This is a genomic window from Micromonospora sp. NBC_00330 (assembly GCF_036136635.1).
Classification (GTDB): Bacteria; Actinomycetota; Actinomycetes; order Mycobacteriales; family Micromonosporaceae; genus Micromonospora; species Micromonospora salmantinae.
Genome location: NZ_CP108012.1, coordinates 6,665,579 through 6,689,963 on the forward strand (window position 1 = coordinate 6,665,579; position 24,385 = coordinate 6,689,963).

The following is a 24,385-nucleotide window of genomic DNA, read 5'->3' on the forward strand; positions in this document are numbered from 1 at the left end:
GCCTCCAGCCATAGTGACGGAAGTGAGCGAGCGTGCCTGAGTACGACGAGACCGCCGGACCGGTGGACGAGCAGTCCACTGTCGCGACGGCGGCTGGTGACGAGTCGGTCGAGGCCGCCAGCGAGCCGGAGTTCCCTACTACCGAGCCCGCACCGGACGAGGACTACGACCCCGTCGCGGAGCTGAGGCAGAAGCTGCGCTACGCGCCGGGTGACTGGTACGTGGTGCACTCGTACGCCGGCTACGAGAACAAGGTCAAGACCAACCTCGAGACCCGGATCACGAGCCTCGACATGGAGGACTTCATCTACCAGGTCGAGGTGCCGACCCGGGAAGAGGTCGAGGTCAAGAACGGTAAGCGTTCGCAGATCCAGGCCAAGGTCTTCCCGGGTTACATCCTGGTCCGGATGGAGCTGACCGCCGAGTCCTACTCCTGTGTCCGGAACACCCCGGGTGTGACCGGCTTCGTCGGCGCGACCGACCGGGCCGACCGGCCTGCTCCGCTCTCGCTCGACGAGGTGCTGAAGTGGCTGGCGCCGGCTGTCGAGACCGAGCAGAAGAAGTCGAAGCCGGAGATCAAGGTCCTCGACTTCGAGGTGGGCGATTCCGTCACCGTCACCGACGGCGCGTTCGCGTCGCTGCCGGCCACGATCAGCGAGATCAACGCCGACCAGCAGAAGCTCAAGGTGCTGGTGTCGATCTTCGGTCGCGAGACTCCGGTGGAGCTCAACTTCAACCAGGTCGCCAAGATCTGATTGGTCGTCGGCGGCGGGCCCGGCCCGCCGCCGACGTCGGCGTACGCGCTCTCGCTCGACCTCGGCGGACGAGTGGGCTGCGGCCTGCGCTACTCTTGAATGTCGCCGCTGTCGCACCGCGCTGACCGTGCGCGCCCGAGGGCGGCGACAGCCGCATTTTCCCAGCTCCAAGCCCCAGGAAGTGACATGCCTCCGAAGAAGAAGCTCGTCAAGACGTTCACGCTTCAGCTGCCGGCGGGCCAGGCCACGCCGGCGCCGCCGGTCGGCCCCGCGCTCGGCCAGCACGGCGTCAACATCATGGAGTTCTGCAAGTCCTACAACGCGCAGACCGAGTCTCAGCGGGGCGACATCGTCCCCGCCGAGATCAGCGTGTTCGAGGACCGGTCCTTCACGTTCGTGCTGAAGACCCCGCCCGCTGCCCGGCTGCTGATCAAGGCCGCCGGTGTGCAGAAGGGTTCGGGTGTTCCGCAGTCCGAGAAGGTCGGCTCGGTCAGCCGCGCCCAGCTGCGTGAGATCGCCGAGAAGAAGATGGCCGACCTCAACGCCAACGACATCGCCCAGGCCGAGAAGATCATCGCCGGCACCGCCCGGTCGATGGGCATCACCGTCAACGACTGACGTCGGCCCCGGCCTTCGACCCGAATCGTGGGAGGGCTCGCGCCGAGCGGCCCGCCAGAGACCACAGGAGTAATCAGCAATGCAGCGCAGCAAGAGCTACCGCAAGGCCGCCGATGTCATCGACCGGTCGAAGCTCTACACCCCCACCGAGGCCGTGAAGTTGGCCAAGGAGACCACCAACGTCAAGTTCGACGCCACGGTCGAGGTCGCCATGCGCCTCGGCGTCGACCCCCGCAAGGCGGACCAGATGGTCCGCGGCGTGGTCAACCTGCCGCACGGCACCGGTAAGACCGCCCGCGTGATCGTGTTCGCCAGCGGCGCGAAGGCCGAAGAGGCCGCCGCCGCGGGTGCGGACGAGGTGGGCACCGATGAGCTGGTCGCCCGCATCCAGGGTGGTTGGCTGGACTTCGACGCGGCGATCGCCACGCCGGACCAGATGGCCAAGATCGGCCGGATCGCGCGGATCCTGGGCCCGCGCGGTCTCATGCCGAACCCGAAGACCGGCACGGTGACCATGGACGTCACCAAGGCGGTGTCGGACATCAAGGGCGGCAAGATCACCTTCCGGGTGGACAAGCACTCCAACCTGCACCTGATCATCGGCAAGGCCTCCTTCACGGAGACTCAGCTGGTGGACAACTACGCTGCGGTGCTCGACGAGGTGCTGCGTGCCAAGCCGTCCGCGGCCAAGGGCAAGTACCTCCGCAAGGTCATCCTGACCACCACGATGGGTCCGGGTGTCCCGGTCGACCCGAACCTGGTGAAGAACCTTCGGGAGGACCAGGCCGACGCCTGAGTCGACAGTTCGCTCCGCCGGGGCGCCGCCACGATCGTGGCGGCGCCCCGGCGCGTTCCAGGTGTGGCAGGCTCGACGCCATGCGGCTGGAAAATGTCTGGTTGCGGTACCACCGGCGAGGGCCGTGGGTGCTGCAAGGCATCGACGTGCGGATCGGTCCCGGCGAGGTGGCGATCGTGCTGGGTCGCAACGGGGTGGGCAAGTCGACACTGCTCCAGGTGGCCGCGGGGGTCCTCCGCCCGGGCCGGGGCCGGGTCACCGACCGGCCGGCGCGGGTGGGCTGGGTGCCGGAGCGTTTCCCCGCTGACCAACCGTTCACTGTGACCCGCTATCTGACCGGCATGGCCCGGGTGGCGGGGCTGGGCAGGGCTGCGGCCGACGAGGCCGTGACCTCCTGGACGGACCGGCTCGGGCTGTCCGCCTTCCGCTCGGTCCGGTTGCCGGAGCTGTCCAAGGGCACCGCGCAGAAGGTCGGCCTCGCCCAGGCGCTGCTGCGCCCACCGGGCCTGCTGGTGCTCGACGAGCCGTGGGAGGGGCTGGACGCCGCCACCCGTGAGTTGGTGCCGGAGCTGATCGCCGAGGTGCTCGCCGCCGACGGGTCCGTCCTGGTCAGCGACCACCGCGGCGAGACGGTCCGGCTCCCGGCCGCGCGCCGCTGGTCGGTGGCCGACGGCTCGCTCCGCGAGGAGACGTCGTCGACGGACGAGACGATCGCTGTTGTCGAGGTCGCGGTGCCGGCCGCGCGGGTCGCCGGCACGGTCGCCCGGTTGCGCGCCGAGGGCCACCAGGTGCTGCGGGTACGCTCCGACGCCTCCACCGCCGCATCCCAGGCCCTACCCGTCGAACCGCTCCGGCCGGTCGGTGCCGCCCGACCCGCCGAGCCGCCGCCCGGGATGGCCGGGGAGCTGACAGCGGAGCAGCCGGAGGCCGCTGACGCCGCTGTCGAGTCGGCAGCGGGGGAGTCCCGGTGAGCGCCCTGGTCCGGATGCGGCTGGCCGGTTTCCTGCGAACCGGCCGGGCGTTGGCGCCGTTGCTCGCCGGGCTGATCACGCTCGGCACCCTCTACGGCGGTGGCCGCGCCCAGCCGGCGGAGGCGTACGGGGTCTCCGCTGTGGTGCTCTTTCCGGTGCTCGCCTGGCAGACCAAGATCCTGTTGGACGTCGAGCCGGACGTGCAGCGTCGGCTGGCGCAGGTGACGGTCGGGGTGGCCCGGGAGCGGTTGGCCGGTCTGCTCGCCGCCGCGGTGGCGGCGCTGGTGACGGTGGCCGTCGCCCTGCTCTTTCCGTGGCTGGTCGGCGGGGTGTCCGGCCCGGTCGATCCGGGGGACAGGTCGATTCCGGTCGGGCTCGCGCTGGGGCTGTGGGCGCACGTGCTGGTCGTACCCGCTGCTGTTGCTCTGGGGGCGCTGGCCAGCCGGGCGTCGGTGGGCGGTGCCGGGTACGGCGTCGCGGTGTTGGCCCTGGGCGGGGTCGGCGCCGTGGTGTTCGGCCTGACCGGCTCGGTGGCCCCTTGGCTGGCGCCGCCGATCATGGCGGCCGCTCGCACCACCGCCGGCGACGCCGCCGCGCTGACCCTGCTGGGGCTGAGCGGGTGGGCGCTGGCCTGGAGCGCCGCTGTCGTCGGCGGCTACCTGTGGCGCCGGCGGGCCCAGGGCTGACCGGCGCTGGTACGGGTGACGCGGCTCACCGGGCGCGATTTGGCGCTGCTGGTCGGGGCGCGTACTCTTCAACCGTCATCCGTGTTCTCATGGATGAGGAACCACCCAAAGACCGCTGGTCACCGTGCTTCGGCACGGTCGAAGGTCCCGCGACGACGGGCGACCCGCGTAGGGCGGCAAGCGTAACTCGGCAGTGAGCATGGTCCGCCGACCATGACGATCCGCCGGCCCTCGCCCCGTGCGCCCTGCGCCGGGGTTTTTTCGTTGTCGCGTCGCCTCCGCCCCCGTTCCGGCTTCGGCCGAGACGGGGACCAGCCTCGAGTAACGAGAGAGGAGGGACATGGCGGACAAGCCGATCCGGGCCGACAAGGCCACGGCCGTCGCTGAGCTGACCGAGAGCTTCCGCAGCTCGGGCGCCACCGTGCTGACCGAGTACCGCGGTCTGACGGTTTCCCAGCTCACCCAGCTTCGGCGCTCGCTCGGCGCCGATACCAGCTACACGGTCGCGAAGAACACGCTGGCCAAGCGTGCTGCGACGGACGCGGGCATCACCGGCCTCGACGAGCTGTTCACCGGTCCTACCGCGCTGACTTTCGTTTCGGGCGACGTCGTCGAGGCGGCGAAGGGGCTTCGCGACTTCGCGAAGGCCAACCCGAAGCTCGTCATCAAGGGCGGTGTCTTCGAGGGCAAGGCCATCACCGCGGCCGAGGTCACGAAGCTCGCCGACCTTGAGTCCCGCGAGGTGCTGCTGGCCAAGCTGGCCGGCGCGATGAAGGGCAACCTGAGCAAGGCCGCGGCCCTGTTCCAGGCCCCGCTGTCGAAGACCGCCCGTCTGGCGGCTGCACTGCAGGACAAGCGCGAGAAGGAGAGCGCCGAGGCGGCCTGAGGCCCCCACGGCGCACCAGTTCTTACTTAACAGAATCAGGAAAGGACGCCAGATATGGCGAAGCTCAGCACCGACGAGCTGCTCGACGCGTTCAAGGAGATGACGCTGATCGAGCTCTCTGAGTTCGTGAAGCAGTTCGAGACGACCTTCGAGGTCACCGCTGCCGCTCCGGTCGCGATCGCCCAGGGTGGCGGCGGCGGCGCCGCTGCGGCCGAGGCCGAGCCGGAGCAGGACGAGTTCGACGTCATCCTCGAGGCTGACGGTGGCAAGAAGATCCAGGTCATCAAGGTCGTGCGTGAGCTGACCGGCCTGGGCCTCAAGGAGGCCAAGGACGCGGTCGAGTCCGCGCCGAAGGCCATCCTGGAGAAGGTCAACAAGGAGACCGCCGACAAGGCGAAGGCCAAGCTCGAGGGTGAGGGCGCCAAGGTCACCCTCAAGTGACCTGACGTTCCACCAACGCGTACCCGGCTCGTGAGCTGGGACACCATCGCGTAGCGGCGGGCGGTGATCCGACAAGGATCACCGCCCGCTGTTTTGGTGGATCTGGCTGCGACCGGTCCTGAGCTGGGCTCCGAGCATGGGTACCCTTGACCCGAACGAGCGTGGCGGGTCGCCCTCCAGTGGGAAACAAGGGACAACCCGGATACCGGCCCTTGACGCGGCCCGGGGCTGCCAGGCACGCTGACACCAGCAAGACACCGCGCTTGCGACGGCCACGACGTGGGTATGACAGCGACGGCACCATCGGCCGCTGTAACCCGAGCGGCCCAGTGGGGAGTTGCGTTCTGAGCGGCCCGGCAGACCCCGGTTGACGGGGGCCGAGGCGCGCTCCGCAAACAACCTGCGGGGTGGGCTGGACAGCGGTTAGCCTCTCGGCTACACTGCTAGTTTGCGCTGCCTTCCGACTTGACCCCTGCTCGGAAATGTCCGTTTACGGATATTTCTGGTGGGGTCATTGGAGTGCACGCGTACCAGCCGTTCTGCAGCACCGGTCCTCGGAAGGACGCATCTTGGCAGCTTCCCGCCCTGCGAAGACCAGTCGTACGTCGAGCGCATTCGCTCCCCGCCGAGTTTCATTCGGCAGGATCACCGAACACCTCGAGGTCCCCAACCTCCTTGCCATTCAGAACGAGTCCTTCGACTGGCTCGTCGGCAACGAGGCTTGGCAGGGCCGGTCGGCGGACGACCCGCACGCACGATCGGGTCTCGCGGAGATCCTTGAAGAGATCAGTCCCATTGAGGACTTCTCCGGCACCATGTCGCTCTCCTTCTCAGCGCCGCGCTTCGACGAGGTCAAGGCCTCGATCGAGGAGTGCAAGGAGAAGGACCTGACCTACTGCGCTCCGCTCTTCGTGACCGCGGAGTTCACCAACAACACCACTGGCGAGATCAAGAGCCAGACGGTGTTCATGGGTGACTTCCCGATGATGACGCCCAAGGGCACCTTCGTCATCAACGGCACCGAGCGCGTCGTGGTCAGCCAGCTCGTCCGGTCTCCGGGCGTGTACTTCGACAAGCAGCCGGACAAGACCTCCGACCGCGACCTCTCCAGCGTCAAGGTCATCCCGAGTCGGGGTGCCTGGCTGGAGTTCGACATCGATAAGCGCGACACGGTCGGTGTACGTATCGACCGCAAGCGTCGGCAGGCCGTCACCGTCCTGCTCAAGGCCATCGGATGGTCGGCCGAGCGGATCCGTGAGAAGTTCGGCTGGTCCGAGCTGATGATGACCACGCTCGAGAAGGACCACATCGCCGGCGCCGACGAGGCTCTGCTCGACATCTACCGCAAGCTGCGCCCTGGCGAGCCGCCGACGCGCGAGAACGCCCAGACCCTGCTCGACAACCTCTTCTTCAACCCGAAGAGGTACGACGTCGCCAAGGTCGGGCGCTACAAGTTCAACAAGAAGCTGGAAGTCGGCGTTCCGATCACCACCGGCACGCTGACCGAGGACGACATCGTCGCCACCGTGGAGTACCTGTGCCGGCTGCACGCCGGTGAGGACGGCTACGAGGCCGACGACATCGACCACTTCGGCAACCGGCGTCTCCGTACCGTTGGCGAGCTGATCCAGAACCAGGTTCGGGTCGGCCTGTCCCGGATGGAGCGGGTCGTCCGCGAGCGGATGACCACGCAGGACGTCGAGGCGATCACCCCGCAGACCCTGATCAACATCCGCCCGGTGGTGGCGGCGATCAAGGAGTTCTTCGGGACGTCCCAGCTGTCCCAGTTCATGGACCAGACCAACCCGCTGGCGGGCCTGACTCACCGGCGTCGGCTGAGCGCGCTCGGCCCGGGTGGTCTGTCCCGGGAGCGGGCCGGCTTCGAGGTCCGCGACGTGCACCCGTCCCACTACGGCCGGATGTGCCCGATCGAGACGCCGGAAGGCCCGAACATCGGCCTGATCGGCGCGCTGTCCACCTTCGCCCGGGTCAACCCGTTCGGCTTCATCGAGACGCCGTACCGGAAGGTCGTCGAGGGTCGGGTCACCGACCAGATCGACTACCTGACCGCGGACGAGGAGGACCGGTTCGTCAAGGCCCAGGCCAACGCGCGCCTGAAGGCTGACGGCACGTTCGCCGAGGAGCGGGTGCTCTGCCGTCGTAAGGGCGGCGAGACCGAGGACGTCCTCCCCGGTGCCGTCGACTACATGGACGTCTCGCCCCGGCAGATGACCTCGGTCGCGACCGCCATGATCCCGTTCCTCGAGCACGACGACGCCAACCGGGCACTGATGGGCGCGAACATGCAGCGCCAGGCGGTGCCGCTGGTCAAGGCCGAGGCGCCGCTCGTGGGTACGGGCATGGAGTACCGGGCCGCTGTCGACGCTGGCGACGTGGTGGTCGCCGAGGTCGGCGGTGTGATCGAGGATCTCTGCGCCGACTACGTCACCATCCACCAGGATGACGGCCACCGCCGGACGTACCTGCTGCACAAGTTCCGCCGCTCCAACGCCGGCTCCTGCGTCAACCAGAAGCCGGTCGTCTTCGAGGGCGACCGCGTCGAGGCCGGTCAGGTCATCGCCGACGGTCCGTGCACCGACGAGGGCGAGATGGCACTCGGACGCAACCTTCTGGTGGCGTTCATGTGCTGGGAGGGCCACAACTACGAGGACGCGATCATCCTGTCGCAGCGCCTCGTGCAGCAGGACGTGCTCACCTCGATCCACATCGAGGAGCACGAGGTCGACGCCCGGGACACCAAGCTCGGTCCGGAGGAGATCACCCGCGACATCCCGAACGTCAGCGAGGAAATGCTCGCTGACCTCGACGAGCGCGGCATCATTCGGATCGGCGCCGAGGTCGTCCCCGGTGACATCCTGGTCGGCAAGGTCACGCCCAAGGGTGAGACCGAGCTGACCCCGGAGGAGCGCCTGCTCCGCGCGATCTTCGGTGAGAAGGCGCGTGAGGTTCGGGACACCTCGCTGAAGGTGCCGCACGGCGAGACCGGCACGGTCATCGGTGTGCGCACGTTCTCCCGCGAGGACGGCGACGAGTTGCCGCCGGGTGTCAACGAGCTGGTCCGGGTCTACGTCGCCCAGAAGCGCAAGATCCAGGACGGCGACAAGCTCGCCGGCCGGCACGGCAACAAGGGTGTCATCTCGAAGATCCTGCCGATCGAGGACATGCCGTTCCTCGAGGACGGCACTCCGGTCGACATCGTGCTCAACCCGCTCGGTGTTCCGAGCCGGATGAACATCGGCCAGGTGCTGGAGACCCACCTCGGTTGGGTCGCCAAGACCGGTTGGAAGGTCGAGGGCGACGACGCCGACTGGAAGCGTCAGCTGCGCTCGATCGACGCGCACGAGTCCGAGGGCGACACCAACGTGGCCACCCCGGTCTTCGACGGTGCTCGCGAAGAGGAGATCTCCGGTCTGCTCGAGTCGACCCTGCCCAACCGGGACGGCAAGCAGCTCATCGGTCGTACCGGCAAGGCGCAGCTGTTCGATGGTCGTTCCGGTGAGCCGCTGCCGGACCCGATCGCTGTCGGCTACGTCTACATCCTGAAGCTCAACCACCTGGTCGACGACAAGATCCACGCTCGTTCGACCGGCCCGTACTCGATGATCACGCAGCAGCCGCTGGGTGGTAAGGCGCAGTTCGGTGGTCAGCGTTTCGGTGAGATGGAGTGCTGGGCGATGCAGGCGTACGGCGCTGCCTACGCCCTGCAGGAGCTGCTCACGATCAAGTCCGACGACGTGCTCGGCCGAGTGAAGGTCTACGAGGCCATCGTCAAGGGCGAGAACATCCCGGAGCCGGGCATCCCGGAGTCGTTCAAGGTGCTGCTCAAGGAGCTGCAGTCGCTGTGCCTCAACGTCGAGGTGCTCTCCAGCGACGGTGTGGCCCTGGAAATGCGCGAGACCGACGACGAGGTGTTCCGGGCCGCTGAGGAGCTGGGCATCGACCTGTCCCGGCGCGAGCCGAGCTCGGTCGAAGAGGTCTGAGGTGAGCGGTCGGGGGCCGGCTCGCCGGCCCCCGACCCCACCCGAGAATTAGCAGTACAGACGACGACATAGGGGACATAGTGCTCGACGTCAACTTCTTCGACGAGCTGCGCATTGGCCTCGCCACCGCCGACGACATCCGTCAGTGGTCGCACGGCGAGGTCAAGAAGCCTGAGACGATCAACTACCGCACCCTGAAGCCGGAAAAGGACGGGCTCTTCTGCGAGAAGATCTTCGGTCCGCAGCGGGACTGGGAGTGCTACTGCGGTAAGTACAAGCGCGTCCGGTTCAAGGGCATCATCTGTGAGCGCTGCGGCGTCGAGGTGACTCGCTCCAAGGTCCGCCGTGAGCGGATGGGGCACATCGAGCTCGCCGCTCCGGTGACCCACATCTGGTACTTCAAGGGCGTTCCGAGCCGGCTGGGTTACCTGCTGGACCTCGCTCCCAAGGACCTCGAGAAGATCATCTACTTCGCCTCGTACGTCGTGACGAGCGTGGACGCGGAGTCGCGTCACCGCGACCTCTCGACGATCGAGAACGAGATCCTGGCCGAGAAGCGGCAGTCCGAGAACAGCCGCGACTCGGAGATCGAGAAGCGGGCCGCCAAGCTCGAGGCCGACCTGGCCGAGCTGGAGGCCGAGGGTGCCAAGGCGGACGTCCGGCGCAAGGTCAAGGAGGGCGGAGAGCGCGAGATGCGCCAGATCCGCGACCGGGCCCAGCGCGAGATCGACCGCCTGGACGAGGTGCTGGACACCTTCCGCAAGCTGGAGCCGAAGCAGCTCGTCACCGACGAGCTGCTCTACCGCGAGCTGCGCGACCGGTTCGGTGAGTACTTCACCGGTTCCATGGGCGCCGAGGCGATCAAGGCGCTGGTCCAGAACATGGACCTCGACGCCGAGGCCGAGAGTCTGCGGGAGACCATCCGGTCCGGCAAGGGTCAGCGGAAGATCCGTGCGCTCAAGCGACTCAAGGTCGTCGCGGCGTTCCTGAACACCCGCAACTCGCCGCTCGGCATGGTGCTGGACTGCGTCCCGGTCATCCCGCCGGACCTGCGCCCGATGGTGCAGCTCGACGGTGGCCGCTTCGCGACCTCCGACCTGAACGACCTGTACCGCCGCGTGATCAACCGGAACAACCGCCTCAAGCGGCTGATCGACCTCGGCGCGCCCGAGATCATCGTCAACAACGAGAAGCGGATGCTCCAGGAGGCCGTCGACGCGCTGTTCGACAACGGCCGTCGCGGCCGGCCGGTCACCGGCCCGGGTAACCGCCCGCTGAAGTCGCTGTCCGACATGCTCAAGGGCAAGCAGGGCCGGTTCCGCCAGAACCTGCTGGGCAAGCGCGTCGACTACTCCGGCCGTTCGGTCATCGTGGTCGGCCCGAAGCTCAAGCTGCACCAGTGCGGTCTGCCCAAGCAGATGGCGCTGGAGCTGTTCAAGCCCTTCGTGATGAAGCGGCTGGTCGACCTCAACCACGCACAGAACATCAAGTCCGCCAAGCGGATGGTCGAGCGTCAGCGCCCGGTCGTGTGGGACGTGCTGGAAGAGGTCATCGGCGAGCACCCGGTGCTGCTCAACCGGGCGCCGACCCTGCACCGCCTGGGCATCCAGGCCTTCGAGCCGCAGCTGGTCGAGGGCAAGGCGATCCAGATCCACCCGCTGGTCTGCACCGCGTTCAACGCCGACTTCGACGGTGACCAGATGGCGGTGCACGTGCCGCTGTCCGCCGAGGCTCAGGCCGAGGCGCGGATCCTGATGCTGTCGTCGAACAACATCCTCAAGCCGGCCGACGGTAAGCCGGTCACCATGCCTACCCAGGACATGGTCATCGGTCTGTACCACCTCACCCACCTCACCGCCGGTGAGAAGGGCGAGGGCCGGGCGTTCAGCTCGGACGCCGAGGCGCGGATGGCCTTCGACAACGGCGAGCTGCACCTGCAGGCGCCGGTGAAGATCCGCCTGCGTGGCGTGGTCGGTGTCGACAACGGCAACGGCTCCGAGGCGTGGAGCGCCCCGGAGGGCTGGGTCGAGGGTGACCCGCTGACCGTGGAGACCACCCTGGGTCGGGTGCTGTTCAACGAGACGCTGCCGCAGGGCTACCGCTTCGTGAACTACGAGATCCGCAAGGGTCAGCTCTCCGCGATCGTCAACGACCTCGCGGAGCGCTTCCCCAAGGTGGCGCTGGCCGCCACCCTGGACGGGCTCAAGGAGGCCGGTTTCCACTGGGCCACCTGGTCCGGCGTGACGATCGGCATGGAGGACGTCATCGCTCCGCCGCGCAAGGCGGAGATCCTGGCGAAGTACGAGAAGGACGCCGACCAGATCGACAAGCAGTACCAGCGTGGTCTGATGACCGCCGAGGAGCGTCGCGGCGAGCTCATCGAGATCTGGACCAAGGCGACCAACGAGGTCGCCAAGGAGATGGACACCGCGCTGCCGCAGGAGAACCCGCTGTGGAAGATGATCAACTCGGGTGCTCGCGGTAACCTGCTCCAGCTCCGGCAGATCGCGGCGATCCGTGGTCTGGTGGCCAACCCCAAGGGCGAGATCATCCCGCGGCCGATCAAGGCCAGCTACCGGGAGGGTCTGTCCGTGCTGGAGTACTTCATCTCCACGCACGGTGCCCGTAAGGGTCTCGCCGACACCGCGCTGCGGACCGCCGACTCGGGTTACCTGACCCGTCGTCTGGTGGACGTCTCGCAGGACGTCATCATCCGCGAAGAGGACTGCGGCACCGACCGGGCGATCCCGATGCAGATCGGCGAGAAGCTGGACGGCAAGCTCGTCGTCCACACTCACGCCGAGACCAGCGTGCACGCCCGGACCCTCGCCGACGACATCAAGGGGCCGGACGGCACCGTGGTGGCCGAGCGCGGTCAGGACATCAACTCCATCGGGGTCGACAAGATCGTCGCCGCTGGTGTGGAGACGGTCCGGGTGCGCAGCGTGCTCACCTGCGAGTCGAAGCTGGGCGTCTGCGCGGCCTGCTACGGCCGCTCGCTGCCGACCGGTAAGTCGGTCGACATCGGCGAGGCGGTCGGCATCATCGCCGCCCAGTCCATCGGTGAGCCCGGTACGCAGCTGACGATGCGTACCTTCCACACCGGTGGTGTCGCGGGTGAGGACATCACCCAGGGTCTGCCGCGTGTTCAGGAAATCTTCGAGGCTCGGGTCCCGAAGGGTAAGGCGCCCATCGCCGACACCCCCGGTCGGATCCGGATCGAGGATGGCGAGCGCTCGCGCAAGATCATCGTGGTGCCGGACGACGGCAGCGAAGAGATCGTCTACGACAAGATCTCGAAGCGCGTCAAGCTCCGTACCCACGACGGCGGTCACGTAGCGGTCGGCGAGAAGCTGACCGAGGGCACCATCGACCCGCACGAGTTGCTGCGGATCATGGGTCCGCGGGCGGTCCAGGTCCACCTGACCAGTGAGGTCCAGGAGGTCTACCGCTCGCAGGGTGTGCTCATCCACGACAAGCACATCGAGATCATCATCCGCCAGATGCTCAAGCGGGTGACGGTCATCGACTCCGGCTCGACCGAGTTCCTGCCGGGTGTGCTCGTCGACCGGGCGCTGTTCGAGTCGGAGAACCGCCGGCTCGTCTCGGAGGGCGGCGAGCCCGCCGCTGGTCGTCCGGTGCTGATGGGTATCACGAAGGCCTCGCTGGCCACCGACTCCTGGCTCTCCGCGGCCTCCTTCCAGGAGACCACCCGGGTGCTGACCGACGCTGCGATCAACTCGCGCAGCGACTCGCTGGTCGGCCTCAAGGAGAACGTGATCATCGGAAAGCTCATCCCGGCGGGTACCGGCATCAGCAAGTACCGCAACGTCCGGGTCGAGCCGACCGAGGAGGCCAAGGCCAAGGTCTACTCGATGACCGGTTACCCGGAGACCGACTACGGGTTCGGGCCGGCCAGCGGGCAGGCAGTGCCGCTGGACGACTTCGACTTCGGGTCGTACCGCTAAGCACCAGTCACACGACGAGGCCCCCGGTGAAAGCCGGGGGCCTCGTCGTGTCCGTGCCCACCCACCCTCGGGCCGGGTTCGGCATGATGGGGGGATGACGACCGCACCCGGGCAGGTGTCCGTCGCCCAGCAGGGCGTGCGCCACCCGCTGGACCCGGACCCGGCCCGCGCCACGAAGGCACGGGCGGTCTTCGCGCTGGGCCTGCTCGGCATGCTGACCGGGCTGTTCATCGGTGGCGTGGTGCCGGCCACTGTGGCCCTGCAACTGGCCCGGCAGGCGCGCCGGGAGGCGTACGCCTCGGGGGGTTTCCTGACCGGCGGCGTCTGGCTGCGACGGGGGGAGTGGATGGCCTGGACCGGCCTGGTGCTGGTCGCGGTCAGTGTGGTGGTCGCTGTGGTCATCGGGGTGGTCCGTTTGGCCGGTGCCCCGTTCGGCCACGACTACCCGGCGAACATGGACTGAGCGGCCGGTGGCCGCGCCCGGCGCGGGCGGCGGTGCTCGCGGCGGTAGCCTGGCCGGTGTCCGCCGTGTGTCGGTGGCGGCCTTTCGACAGGAGGACCTCGTGACGGAACCGGCGCGGCCCCCTGCGGACGAACCGGCCGGCCCGCCGGACCCGCCGGCTCCGCCATCCGAGCCGAGCGACTGGGCGCGACCCGGTCCGAGCGGTGAGCCGCACCCACCGGTGTCCACTCCGGTCCCGCCGCCCCCTGCGGTGCCGCCTCCCGGTTGGGGTCCGAACGGTTGGGGCACGACCGCGACGCCCGGCTCCGACCAGCCGTACCCGGTCTCCAGCGCACCGACCTCGACTCCGCAGGGATGGGGCCCGCCCACCTCCGGGCCGGGTGCGCCGCCCGGCTGGGGCCCGCCGGCGGCTGGACCGGGAGTGCCGTACGGCTGGGGTCCGTCCTCGTCTGCGCCGAGTGTGCCGGCTGGGTGGGGTCCGTCGTCGTCTGCGCCGTCTGCGCCGCCTGGGTGGGGCCCGTCCACGTCCGGGCCGGCTGCGCCGTACGGCTGGGGCCCGCCGTCGTCCGGGCCCGGTGCGCCGCCCGGCTGGGGTCCGCCGCCGCCGGGGCACGGCCCCGGGTGGGGTGGCGCGTCGGGGCGTTCGGTACCGCCGCCCACCGACGACCAACGCCGGCCGCCGAAGCGGGTGGAGGGGGTTTCGGGTACGCCGTTCGGCGTCGTGCACCTGGACGTGGCACCGGTCACCTCCGGGCTGGCCATCGGGGCGCTGGTGGCGGGGATCGCGTCACTTCTGGTCTCCCTGCTGGTGATCTGCTTCGGAGTGGCCTTCAAGAACGACGGCGGGGCCTGGGCCTCCGGGGCGTTCGCCGTGCTGGGTGTGCTGGCCGGCGGGGCGGCGGTCGTCATCGGGCTGCTCGGCCGGCGGCAGATCCGGAGGCCGACCGCGCCCTCAGCGGTCCAGTTCACCGGCCGTGGGCTGGCGATGGCCGGGATCAGCTGCGGCGCGGCGGGGGCGCTGCTCAGCCTGCTGGGCCTGGGTCTCGCCCTGCTCCTCACACTGACGTGAGGGTCATCACCGAGAGATCCGGCACCTGACGGCGGTTTTCCGCGGAAGGCTTCCGGTCACCCCGGGGGCGATGGGTGCTTCTGCGGGGAAGCCGGTACACTTGTATTCGTAGGTGCCCATCGCGGGCGACGGGGCAGGACGAGATCCGGCCGGCGGGTGTGAGACGGCCGCCGGGCCATTCCGTTTTGACCTGGGCGGTTGTGGTAGGTACTCTTTCCCCTTGTGCCCGGGCATGCCCGGGCAACTCGTGCGTGCGCTGTTTCCGGCTTACGGGCGGCGGCACGACAAGCCAAGGATCCGGGGCGGGGCGACCCGCGCGCCGGTGACAAAACCCGGTACGAACGCGAGAGCGTCGCAACGGGGCCGTGACGAGGGCGACACGCCCGACCGCGGGTGCCGGGGTCTCCGTAAGGCGACCCTGGTCGGAATGTAGGAGAGCCGGTCATCAGGCCGGCTAACGAGCAGACGGCGCGGCCGCGATGCGGCCGAAGGGAGCGGAGAAACCCGGTGCCCACGATCCAGCAGCTGGTCCGAAAGGGCCGCCAGGCGAAGACGACCAAGACCAAGACCCCGGCGCTGAAGGGTTCCCCTCAGCGGCGCGGCGTGTGCACCCGCGTGTACACCACCACCCCGAAGAAGCCGAACTCGGCGCTGCGCAAGGTCGCTCGCGTGAAGCTCAGCAGCCAGATCGAGGTGACCGCCTACATCCCCGGCGTCGGTCACAACCTGCAGGAGCACTCGATCGTGCTCGTTCGCGGTGGTCGGGTGAAGGACCTCCCCGGCGTGCGTTACAAGATCGTTCGCGGCTCGCTGGACACCCAGGGTGTCCGCAACCGCAAGCAGGCGCGCAGCCGTTACGGCGCGAAGAAGGAGAAGAGCTGACATGCCGCGTAAGGGACCCGCTCCGCGGCGGCCACTGGTCGCTGACCCGGTGTACAACTCGCCGCTGGTCACCCAGCTGGTGAACAAGATCCTGCTCCGTGGCAAGCGTCAGCTCGCCGAGTCCATCGTGTACGCGGCCCTCGAGGGCTGCCGCGAGAAGTCCGGCACCGACCCGGTCGTCACCCTCAAGCGGGCGATGGACAACGTCAAGCCGACCCTCGAGGTGCGCAGCCGTCGTGTCGGTGGCGCCACCTACCAGGTTCCGGTCGAGGTCCGCCCGACCCGGGCGACCACCCTGGGCCTGCGCTGGCTGGTCACGTACTCCCGCGCCCGGCGCGAGAAGACCATGGTCGAGCGGCTGATGAACGAGCTGCTGGACGCGAGCAACGGCCTCGGTGCCGCCGTCAAGCGGCGCGAGGACACGCACAAGATGGCCGAGTCGAACAAGGCCTTCGCGCACTACCGCTGGTAACACCCTGGTTCCGGCGCCTCCGGGCGCCGGAACCGCCACCAGTTGAGTCGAGACGACGATAAGTAGGGATTGAAGTGGCCGCCGCAGACGCGCTCGCCAAGGTACGCAACATCGGCATCATGGCGCACATCGATGCCGGTAAGACCACGACCACCGAGCGAATCCTGTTCTACACCGGCATCACGTACAAGATCGGTGAAGTCCACGAGGGCGCTGCCGTCATGGACTGGATGGAGCAGGAGCAGGAGCGTGGTATCACCATCACCTCCGCTGCTACCAAGTGTGAGTGGAAAGACCACACGATCCAGATCATCGACACGCCTGGCCACGTCGACTTCACGGTCGAGGTCGAGCGGTCGTTGCGGGTCCTGGACGGTGCGGTAGCGGTTTACGACGGTGTCGCCGGCGTCGAACCGCAGACGGAGAACGTCTGGCGGCAGGCCGACAAGTACAACGTCCCGCGTATGTGCTTCGTCAACAAGCTCGACCGGACCGGCGCCGACTTCTTCCGCTGCGTGCAGATGATGATCGACCGGTTGAACGCCACCCCGCTGGTGCTCCAGATCCCGATCGGGCTCGAGGGTGACCACATCGGTGTCGTCGACCTGATCGGCATGCGCGCGCTCACCTGGCGCGGGGAGACCCAGAAGGGTGAGGACTACGCGGTTGAGGAGATCCCGGCCGAGCTGGCCGACTCCGCGGCCGAGTGGCGCGAGAAGCTGATGGAGACCCTCGCCGACGTCGACGACGCGGTGATGGAGAAGTACCTGGAGGGCGAGGACATCCCCGCCGGGGAGATCAAGGCCGCCATCCGGCGTGCCACCATCGCCGGCAAGGCCAACCCGGTGCTCTGCGGCTCGGCGTTCAAGAACAAGGGCGTTCAGCCCATGCTCGACGCCGTTGTCGACTTCCTGCCGTCGCCGCTGGACGTTCCGGCGATCGAGGGTACGGCCACCGACGGCGAGACCCCGCTGCTGCGTAAGCCGTCCAACTCGGAGCCCTTCTCCGGCCTGGCCTTCAAGATCCAGACGGACAAGCACCTGGGCAAGCTCACCTACGTGCGGGTCTACTCCGGCACGCTCGATTCCGGTTCCCAGGTGGTCAACTCCACCAAGGACCGCAAGGAGCGGATCGGCAAGATCTACCAGATGCACGCCAACAAGCGGGAAGAGCGTCCGTCGGCGCAGGCCGGCGACATCATCGCCGTGCAGGGTCTCAAGCAGACCACCACCGGCGACACTCTCTCCGACCCGGCGAACCCGGTGATCCTGGAGTCCATGACCTTCCCGGAGCCGGTCATCTCGGTGGCGATCGAGCCGAAGACCAAGTCCGACCAGGAGAAGCTGGGCACGGCCATCCAGCGCCTGGCCGAGGAGGACCCGACCTTCCGCGTCCAGCTGGACGAGGAGACCGGTCAGACGGTCATCTCCGGCATGGGTGAGCTGCACCTGGACATCCTGGTCGACCGGATGCGCCGCGAGTTCAACGTCGAGGCGAACGTCGGCAAGCCGCAGGTGGCGTACCGCGAGACCATCCGCCGCAAGGTGGAGAAGGTCGAGTACACCCACAAGAAGCAGACCGGTGGTTCCGGCCAGTACGCCCGCGTGATCGTGAGCGTCGAGCCGCTTCCGCTGGACAACGACTCGCCGACCTACGAGTTCGCCAACGCCGTCAGCGGCGGCCGCATCCCCCGGGAGTTCATCCCCTCGGTGGACGCCGGTGCGCAGGACGCGCTGCAGTACGGCATCCTGGCGGGCTTCCCGCTGGTCGGCGTGAAGCTGACCCTGCTGGACGGCCAGTACCACGAGGTCGACTCGTCGGAAATGGCATTCAAGATCGCCGGCTCGATGGTGATGAAGGACGCGGCCCGCAAGGCCGATCCGGCACTGCTCGAGCCGATGATGGCCGTTGAAGTCACCACTCCTGAGGAGAACATGGGTGACGTCATCGGTGACCTCAACTCCCGCCGCGGCATCATCCAGGCGATGGAGGAGCGCAGTGGCGCCCGCATCGTCCGGGCCCTGGTGCCGTTGTCGGAGATGTTCGGCTACGTCGGCGACCTGCGGTCGAAGACCCAGGGCCGGGCTAGCTACAGCATGCAGTTCGACTCCTACGCCGAGGTTCCGCAGAGCGTCGCGAAGGAGATCATCGCCAAGGCAACGGGCGAGTAGCGCTCTGAGCAGGTGATTCGTGGTTGGTCGCGGGAGGGTTCACCCGCCCGCGGCCACCACGATCGGATCGCGTGAGACCGGGCCTGTAGGCTTCATCGCCGCAGAACCCACAAAGGCTCTCCGGCCGTCAGGCCGGAAAGGCTGTCGACAGAGTCCTAAGCGCCGACCGGCGCGCCGGGCGTACGAACCAAGAAGTCCACAGGAGGACACCAGTGGCGAAGGCTAAGTTCGAGCGGACTAAGCCGCACGTCAACATCGGCACCATTGGTCACATCGACCACGGTAAGACGACGCTGACGGCGGCCATCACCAAGGTCCTGCACGACCAGTACCCGGACCTGAACCCCTACACGCCGTTCGACGAGATCGACAAGGCGCCGGAGGAGAAGGCCCGCGGCATCACGATCTCGATCGCGCACGTCGAGTACCAGACCGAGTCGCGGCACTACGCGCACGTCGACTGCCCTGGGCACGCCGACTACATCAAGAACATGATCACCGGTGCCGCGCAGATGGACGGCGCGATCCTGGTGGTGGCGGCGACTGACGGCCCGATGCCGCAGACCCGCGAGCACGTGCTGCTGGCCCGTCAGGTCGGTGTGCCGTACATCGTCGTGGCGCTCAACAAGAGCGACATGGTCGATGACGAGGAGCTCCTGGAGCTCGTCGAGCTCGAGGTCCGTGAGCTGCTCTCCTCGCAGGAGTACCCGGGTGACGACCTGCCGGTCGTTCGGGTTTCGGCGCTGAAGGCCCTCGAGGGTGACCCCGAGTGGACCGGCAAGCTGCTGGACCTGATGACCGCTGTCGACACCTCGATCCCGCAGCCGGAGCGCGAGGTTGACAAGCCGTTCCTGATGCCGGTTGAGGACGTCTTCACGATCACCGGTCGTGGCACCGTCGTCACCGGTCGCGTGGAGCGCGGCGTTCTCCTGCCGAACGAGGATGTTGAGCTCGTCGGTATCAAGGAGAAGAGCTTCAAGACCAAGGTCACCGCGATCGAGATGTTCCGGAAGACCCTTGACGACGCCCGCGCAGGCGAGAACGTCGGCCTGCTGCTGCGCGGTACCAAGCGCGACGAGGTCGAGCGCGGCATGGTCGTCGTGAAGCCGGGCTCGAACACCCCGCACACGGAGTTCGAGGCGACGGTCTACATCCTCTCCAAGGAGGAGGGTGGCCGCCACACCCCGTTCTTCCAGAACTACCGCCCGCAGTTCTACTTCCGGACCACTGACGTCACCGGTGTCGTCACCCTCCCCGAGGGCACCGAGATGGTCATGCCGGGTGACAACACGTCCATGTCGGTGAAGCTGATCCAGCCCATCGCCATGGAGGAGAACCTCAAGTTCGCGATCCGCGAGGGTGGCCGCACCGTCGGCGCCGGGTTCGTCACCAAGATTAACAAGTGAACTAGGTAACCCCGATTAGACCCGCCGCCGGTCGTGCGGCATACTAGTCAGGTTGCGTAACGACAGTTCGTCGCCTGTGTTCGGCTTTCGCTGAACCTCCGGGTGGCGAGGCAGTCGAGCGTAGGGTGGTTGGCGGCCCAGTCGCCAACCACCCTCGCACGGCGTTCAGGTCGCGGTAATGCGATCGGCGCCTTGACCCCCCGTGCGGTCAGCACCACTCCGGTACCTAGGGGCGGAGCTCGGCCCGAGGGCGCGACACGCCCGACCGCGGGGGTCGGCGAAGTGGGCCTGTGCCAGCCGGTACAGGCGCCCGCAACACAGCGGCATCGAGAGAAGGAACAGAAGCCACCATGGCGGGACAGAAGATCCGCATCCGGCTCAAGGCCTATGACCACGAGGTCGTCGACTCCTCGGCTCGGAAGATCGTCGAGACGGTGACGCGCACCGGGGCGCAGGTCGCGGGCCCGGTGCCGCTGCCCACGGAGATCAACCGTTTCTGCGTTATCCGCTCGCCGCACAAGTACAAGGACTCGCGCGAGCACTTCGAGATGCGCACGCACAAGCGGCTGATCGACATCATCGACCCGACCCCGAAGACGGTCGACTCGCTCATGCGCCTCGACCTGCCGGCTGGCGTCGACATCGAGATCAAGCTGTAGGGACCGGACAAATGGACAGGCAAGTCAAGGGGATCCTGGGCGCCAAGCTCGGCATGACCCAGGTCTGGGAGAACAACCGTGTTGTTCCCGTGACCGTGGTCGAGGCCGGCCCGTGCGTCATCAGCCAGGTTCGTAGCGCCGAGAAGGACGGTTACTCCGCGGTCCAGCTCGCGTACGGCACCATCGACCCGCGCAAGGTCAAGAAGCCGATCAGCGGGCACTACGCCAAGGCGGACGTGGCGCCGCGCCGGCACATCGTCGAGCTGCGCACCACTGACGCTGGGGAATACTCGCTCGGCCAGGAAGTCACTGTCGAGGAGTTCCCGGCCGGCGTCACCATCGACGTCACCGGCAAGACCAAGGGCAAGGGCTACGCCGGCCCGATGAAGCGGCACGGCTTCCACGGTCTGGGCGCCGGGCACGGCGTCGAGCGCAAGCACCGCTCGCCCGGCTCCATCGGCGCCTGCGCCACTCCGGGTCGTGTCTTCAAGGGCACCCGGATGGCCGGCCGTATGGGTGGCGTTCGGTACACCGTGCAGAACCTCACCGTCCAGGCGGTCGACACCGAGAACAACCTGCTGCTCGTCCGGGGTGCCATTCCTGGTCCCAAGGGCGCGCTCGTTCTGGTCCGTACCGCGGCCAAGAGCAAGGTGAAGAAGGGCGGTGCGGCCAAGTGACCACCGTTGACGTGCGCACCGTCGAAGGCACCACCAGCGGCTCCGTGGAGCTGCCGGAGGACATCTTCGACGTGCAGGCCAACGTCGCGCTGATGCACCAGGTCGTGGTGGCCCAGCTCGCGGCGGCCCGACAGGGCACGCACAAGGCCAAGACCCGCGGCGAGGTCGCCGGTGGCGGCAAGAAGCCGTACAAGCAGAAGGGCACCGGTCGCGCCCGGCAGGGCTCGATCCGCGCGCCGCAGTTCGCCGGCGGTGGCGTCGTGCACGGTCCCGTGCCGCGCGACTACAGCCAGCGGACCCCGAAGAAGATGAAGGCCGCCGCTCTGCGGGGTGCCCTCTCCGACCGGGCACGCGCCGGGCAGGTGCACGTCGTCGAGGCGTTCGTCTCGGGCGAGAAGCCGTCGACCAAGGCGGCCCTGGCCACGCTGACCAAGCTCACCGAGGCCCGTCGGGTCCTGGTCGTGCTGAGCAGCACCGACGAGCTGAACTGGGTGTCGCTGCGCAACGAGCCGCGCGTGCACCTGATCGAGTCCGGCCAGCTGAACACGTACGACGTGCTGGTGGCCGACGACGTGGTCTTCACCAAGGACGCCCTGGACGAGTTCCTGGGCGTGCCCGCCGAGACCACCGAGGAGGGTGGCAAGTGAGCACCATCGCCGACCCGCGCGACATCATCGTGGCGCCGGTCGTCTCGGAGAAGAGCTACAGCGAGCTGAACCGGAACTGGTACACCTTCCTGGTGCACCCGGACGCGAACAAGACCGAGATCAAGATCGCTATCCAGCAGATCTTCAACGTCCGCGTCCTGACGGTCAACACGCTCAACCGCCAGGGTAAGCGCAAGCGCACCAAGACCGGCTTCGGTCAGCGCAAGGCGACCAAGCGGGCGATCGTGAAGCTGGCTGACGGTGACCGTATCGAGGCCTTCGGCGGCCCGGTCAGCTGAGGGGTGTAGACAATGGCTATCCGTAAGTACAAGCCGACGACGCCGGGCCGACGTGGCTCGAGTGTCGCTGACTTCGCCGAGATCACCCGGTCCACGCCGGAAAAGTCGCTGCTGGCTCCGTTGCCGAAGAAGGGCGGGCGTAACGCCCACGGCCGGATCACCACGCGGCACCACGGTGGCGGTCACAAGCGTCAGTACCGTCTGATCGACTTCAAGCGGGTCGACAAGGACGGCGTGCCGGCGAAGGTCGCTCACATCGAGTACGACCCGAACCGCACGGCGCGCATCGCGCTGCTGCACTACGCCGACGGCGAGAAGCGGTACATCATCGCGCCGAAGGACATGAAGCAGGGCGACCGCGTCGAGTCCGGCCCGGGCGCCGACATCAAGCCGGGTAACAACCTGCCGCTGCGCAACATCCCGGTCGGTACCACGATCCACAACGTGGAGCTGCGTCCGGGTGGCGGGGCCAAGCTGGCCCGTTCCGCCGGCGTCGGCATCCAGCTGCTCGGCCGTGAGGGCGCGTACGCGACCCTGCGTATGCCGTCCGGTGAGATCCGGCGGGTGGACGTGCGCTGCCGCGCCAGCGTCGGCGAGATCGGCAACGCCGACCAGTCGAACATCAACTGGGGCAAGGCCGGCCGTATGCGGTGGAAGGGCAAGCGCCCGACCGTCCGTGGTGTCGCCATGAACCCGGTCGACCACCCGCACGGTGGTGGTGAGGGTAAGACCTCCGGTGGTCGCCACCCGGTCAACCCGCAGGGTAAGCCCGAGGGCCGCACCCGCCGTAAGGGCCAGCCGAGTGACCGGCTGATCGTCCGCCGCCGCTACGCCACGCGTAAGCGCGGCTGAGGGAGATAAGACATGCCTCGCAGCCTGAAGAAGGGCCCGTTCGTAGACGACCACCTGCTCAAGAAGGTGGAAGTTCAGAACGACAAGGGCTCCAAGAACGTGATCAAGACCTGGTCGCGGCGCTCGACGATCATCCCCGAGATGCTGGGGCACACGATCGCCGTGCATGACGGACGCAAGCACGTCCCGGTGTTCGTGACCGAGGCGATGGTCGGGCACAAGCTCGGCGAGTTCGCGCTGACCCGCACGTTCAAGGGTCACGAGAAGGACGACCGGAAGAGCCGTCGGCGCTGACGCCGCGGGCATACGGATAGAGGGAACAAGGGGTTACAGCGATGCCAGGAAAGGGCGACGCTCCGGTGCTTCCGGGCGCGCGGGCGGTTGCGCGGCACGTGCGCATCTCGCCGATGAAGGCGCGCCGGGTGGTCAACCTCGTCCGCGGCCTGCCCGCGAAGGAGGCGCTCACGGTGCTGCAGTTCGCGCCGCAGGCTGCGAGCGAGCAGGTGTACAAGGTGCTCGCTAGCGCGATCGCCAACGCGGAGAACAACGAGCGGCTGGACCCCGACGCGCTGCTCGTCAGCGAGGCCTTCGTGGACGAGGGCCCGACGATGAAGCGGTTCCAGCCGCGGGCGCAGGGTCGGGCGTACCGAATCCGCAAGCGCACCTGCCACATCACTGTGGCGGTCGAAGCGGTCGCGCCGGCAGCGCCGAGGAAGGCCGCGGCGAAGAAGGCCGCCCCGGCCACGGAGGCCGCACCGGCCGAAGCGCAGAGCAAGACGGAGGACGCCGAGTAATGGGTCAGAAGGTTCACCCCACTGGGTTCCGGCTCGGCATCTCGACCGACTGGAAGTCCCGCTGGTTCGCGGACAAGCTCTACAAGGACTACATCGGCGAGGATGTCAAGATCCGCCGCATGATGTCCAAGGGCCTCGAGCGTGCCGGGATTTCCAAGGTCGACATCGAGCGCACCCGCGACCGGGTCCGGGTCGACATCCACACCGCCCGGCCGGGCATCGTCATCGGCCGTAAGGGTGCGGAGGCCGACCGGATCCGCGGCGAGCTTGAGAAGCTCACCGGCAAGCAGGTTCAGCTGAACATCATCGAGGTGAAGAACCCCGAGTCGGACGCTCAGCTGGTCGCGCAGGGCGTGGCCGAGCAGCTGTCCAGCCGGGTCAGCTTCCGTCGGGCGATGCGCAAGGCCATGCAGTCGGCGATGAAGAACCCGGTCTGCAAGGGCATCCGGGTTCAGGTCTCGGGTCGCCTCGGCGGCGCCGAGATGAGCCGGACCGAGTTCTACCGTGAGGGCCGGGTTCCGCTGCACACGCTGCGGGCCAACATCGAGTACGGCTTCTTCGAGGCCCGTACCACGTTCGGTCGGATCGGTGTGAAGGTCTGGATCTACAAGGGCGACGCCGTCCCGGGCCGGGAAGCTCCGGCCGAGGCCGGTCCGTCCCGCCCGCGTCGTGGTGAGCGTGGCGACCGTCCCGAGCGTCCGCGTCGTGGTCGGTCGGGTTCGTCCGGCACCACGGCCGGTGGCACCGAGGCCGGGCGGGCTGCTGCGACCACCATCGCGCAGCAGGCCGAGACGCCGAGCGGCGAGCCGGTGGACAGCGCAGCTGTCGCCGCCGCTGCTGCTCCGGCAGAAACGCAGCAGGAGGGCTGACAG

At 68.1% G+C, this 24,385-nt stretch carries 23 protein-coding genes; all 23 read left to right on the forward strand.

Annotation, left to right across the window (positions count from 1 at the left end):
* Positions 1-32 precede the first annotated feature (32 nt).
* Entirely contained in the window at positions 33-755 is a 723-nt protein-coding gene (gene nusG / locus OG598_RS30405; protein ID WP_238667527.1) for a transcription termination/antitermination protein NusG, read from the forward strand.
* Positions 756-941: 186 nt separating this feature from the next.
* On the forward strand, positions 942-1,373 hold the full coding sequence (gene rplK, locus OG598_RS30410) for a 50S ribosomal protein L11 (protein ID WP_091402426.1): 432 nt from the start codon (positions 942-944) through the stop codon (positions 1,371-1,373).
* Between the two features lie 79 nt (positions 1,374-1,452).
* Entirely contained in the window at positions 1,453-2,169 is a 717-nt protein-coding gene (rplA, locus tag OG598_RS30415; protein ID WP_238667528.1) for a 50S ribosomal protein L1, read from the forward strand.
* 80 nt (positions 2,170-2,249) lie between these two features.
* Positions 2,250-3,140 carry an ABC transporter ATP-binding protein gene (locus OG598_RS30420; protein WP_328652103.1) on the forward strand — a complete coding sequence of 297 codons (891 nt, stop codon included), beginning with the start codon at positions 2,250-2,252 and terminating at the stop codon, positions 3,138-3,140.
* Positions 3,137-3,826 (forward strand): hypothetical protein, encoded by a 690-nt coding sequence (locus OG598_RS30425; RefSeq protein ID WP_328652104.1) that lies wholly within the window; start codon positions 3,137-3,139, stop codon positions 3,824-3,826. Before OG598_RS30420 ends, OG598_RS30425 begins: the two co-directional genes overlap by 4 nt.
* A 340-nt stretch (positions 3,827-4,166) precedes the next feature.
* Entirely contained in the window at positions 4,167-4,712 is a 546-nt protein-coding gene (rplJ, locus tag OG598_RS30430) for a 50S ribosomal protein L10 (RefSeq protein WP_328652105.1), read from the forward strand.
* Between the two features lie 54 nt (positions 4,713-4,766).
* Positions 4,767-5,153 (forward strand): 50S ribosomal protein L7/L12, encoded by a 387-nt coding sequence (gene rplL / locus OG598_RS30435; protein ID WP_030489578.1) that lies wholly within the window; start codon positions 4,767-4,769, stop codon positions 5,151-5,153.
* A 569-nt stretch (positions 5,154-5,722) separates the two neighbouring features.
* Complete coding sequence (gene rpoB, locus OG598_RS30440) at positions 5,723-9,154, forward strand: DNA-directed RNA polymerase subunit beta (RefSeq protein ID WP_238660443.1); 3,432 nt, start codon at positions 5,723-5,725, stop codon at positions 9,152-9,154.
* A gap of 80 nt (positions 9,155-9,234) precedes the next feature.
* A complete protein-coding gene (locus OG598_RS30445) occupies positions 9,235-13,122 on the forward strand; it encodes a DNA-directed RNA polymerase subunit beta' (RefSeq protein ID WP_091402411.1) in 3,888 nt (1,295 codons plus the stop codon).
* A gap of 94 nt (positions 13,123-13,216) precedes the next feature.
* Entirely contained in the window at positions 13,217-13,585 is a 369-nt protein-coding gene (locus tag OG598_RS30450; protein WP_328652106.1) for a hypothetical protein, read from the forward strand.
* Between the two features lie 688 nt (positions 13,586-14,273).
* Positions 14,274-14,654, forward strand: coding sequence for a hypothetical protein (locus OG598_RS30455; protein WP_328652107.1), 381 nt, complete (start codon positions 14,274-14,276; stop codon positions 14,652-14,654).
* Between the two features lie 507 nt (positions 14,655-15,161).
* Complete coding sequence (rpsL, locus tag OG598_RS30460; protein WP_007465318.1) at positions 15,162-15,536, forward strand: 30S ribosomal protein S12; 375 nt, start codon at positions 15,162-15,164, stop codon at positions 15,534-15,536.
* Between the two features lies 1 nt (position 15,537).
* Positions 15,538-16,008, forward strand: a complete 471-nt coding sequence (rpsG, locus tag OG598_RS30465) for a 30S ribosomal protein S7 (RefSeq protein ID WP_007465317.1) — start codon at positions 15,538-15,540, stop codon at positions 16,006-16,008.
* 74 nt (positions 16,009-16,082) lie between these two features.
* Positions 16,083-18,179 (forward strand): elongation factor G, encoded by a 2,097-nt coding sequence (fusA, locus tag OG598_RS30470; RefSeq protein ID WP_328652108.1) that lies wholly within the window; start codon positions 16,083-16,085, stop codon positions 18,177-18,179.
* A gap of 212 nt (positions 18,180-18,391) precedes the next feature.
* Positions 18,392-19,585 carry an elongation factor Tu gene (tuf, locus tag OG598_RS30475; RefSeq protein ID WP_030489585.1) on the forward strand — a complete coding sequence of 398 codons (1,194 nt, stop codon included), beginning with the start codon at positions 18,392-18,394 and terminating at the stop codon, positions 19,583-19,585.
* Positions 19,586-19,935: 350 nt separating this feature from the next.
* Positions 19,936-20,244 carry a 30S ribosomal protein S10 gene (gene rpsJ, locus OG598_RS30480; protein WP_007073037.1) on the forward strand — a complete coding sequence of 103 codons (309 nt, stop codon included), beginning with the start codon at positions 19,936-19,938 and terminating at the stop codon, positions 20,242-20,244.
* Positions 20,245-20,255: 11 nt separating this feature from the next.
* Positions 20,256-20,921, forward strand: coding sequence for a 50S ribosomal protein L3 (rplC, locus tag OG598_RS30485; protein ID WP_091402403.1), 666 nt, complete (start codon positions 20,256-20,258; stop codon positions 20,919-20,921).
* The gene (gene rplD / locus OG598_RS30490; protein ID WP_030489587.1) at positions 20,918-21,568 is read left to right on the forward strand and encodes a 50S ribosomal protein L4; all 651 of its coding nucleotides are present in this window, start codon (positions 20,918-20,920) and stop codon (positions 21,566-21,568) included. The genes rplC and rplD overlap by 4 nt, the downstream gene beginning before the upstream one ends.
* Positions 21,565-21,867, forward strand: a complete 303-nt coding sequence (rplW, locus tag OG598_RS30495) for a 50S ribosomal protein L23 (RefSeq protein ID WP_007465304.1) — start codon at positions 21,565-21,567, stop codon at positions 21,865-21,867. The genes rplD and rplW overlap by 4 nt, the downstream gene beginning before the upstream one ends.
* A gap of 12 nt (positions 21,868-21,879) precedes the next feature.
* On the forward strand, positions 21,880-22,719 hold the full coding sequence (gene rplB, locus OG598_RS30500; protein ID WP_088950237.1) for a 50S ribosomal protein L2: 840 nt from the start codon (positions 21,880-21,882) through the stop codon (positions 22,717-22,719).
* A gap of 12 nt (positions 22,720-22,731) precedes the next feature.
* Positions 22,732-23,013, forward strand: a complete 282-nt coding sequence (rpsS, locus tag OG598_RS30505) for a 30S ribosomal protein S19 (protein WP_007465299.1) — start codon at positions 22,732-22,734, stop codon at positions 23,011-23,013.
* A gap of 41 nt (positions 23,014-23,054) precedes the next feature.
* On the forward strand, positions 23,055-23,513 hold the full coding sequence (gene rplV / locus OG598_RS30510; RefSeq protein WP_007465297.1) for a 50S ribosomal protein L22: 459 nt from the start codon (positions 23,055-23,057) through the stop codon (positions 23,511-23,513).
* Positions 23,513-24,382, forward strand: a complete 870-nt coding sequence (gene rpsC / locus OG598_RS30515) for a 30S ribosomal protein S3 (protein WP_007465294.1) — start codon at positions 23,513-23,515, stop codon at positions 24,380-24,382. The genes rplV and rpsC overlap by 1 nt, the downstream gene beginning before the upstream one ends.
* Positions 24,383-24,385: the final 3 nt, after the last annotated feature.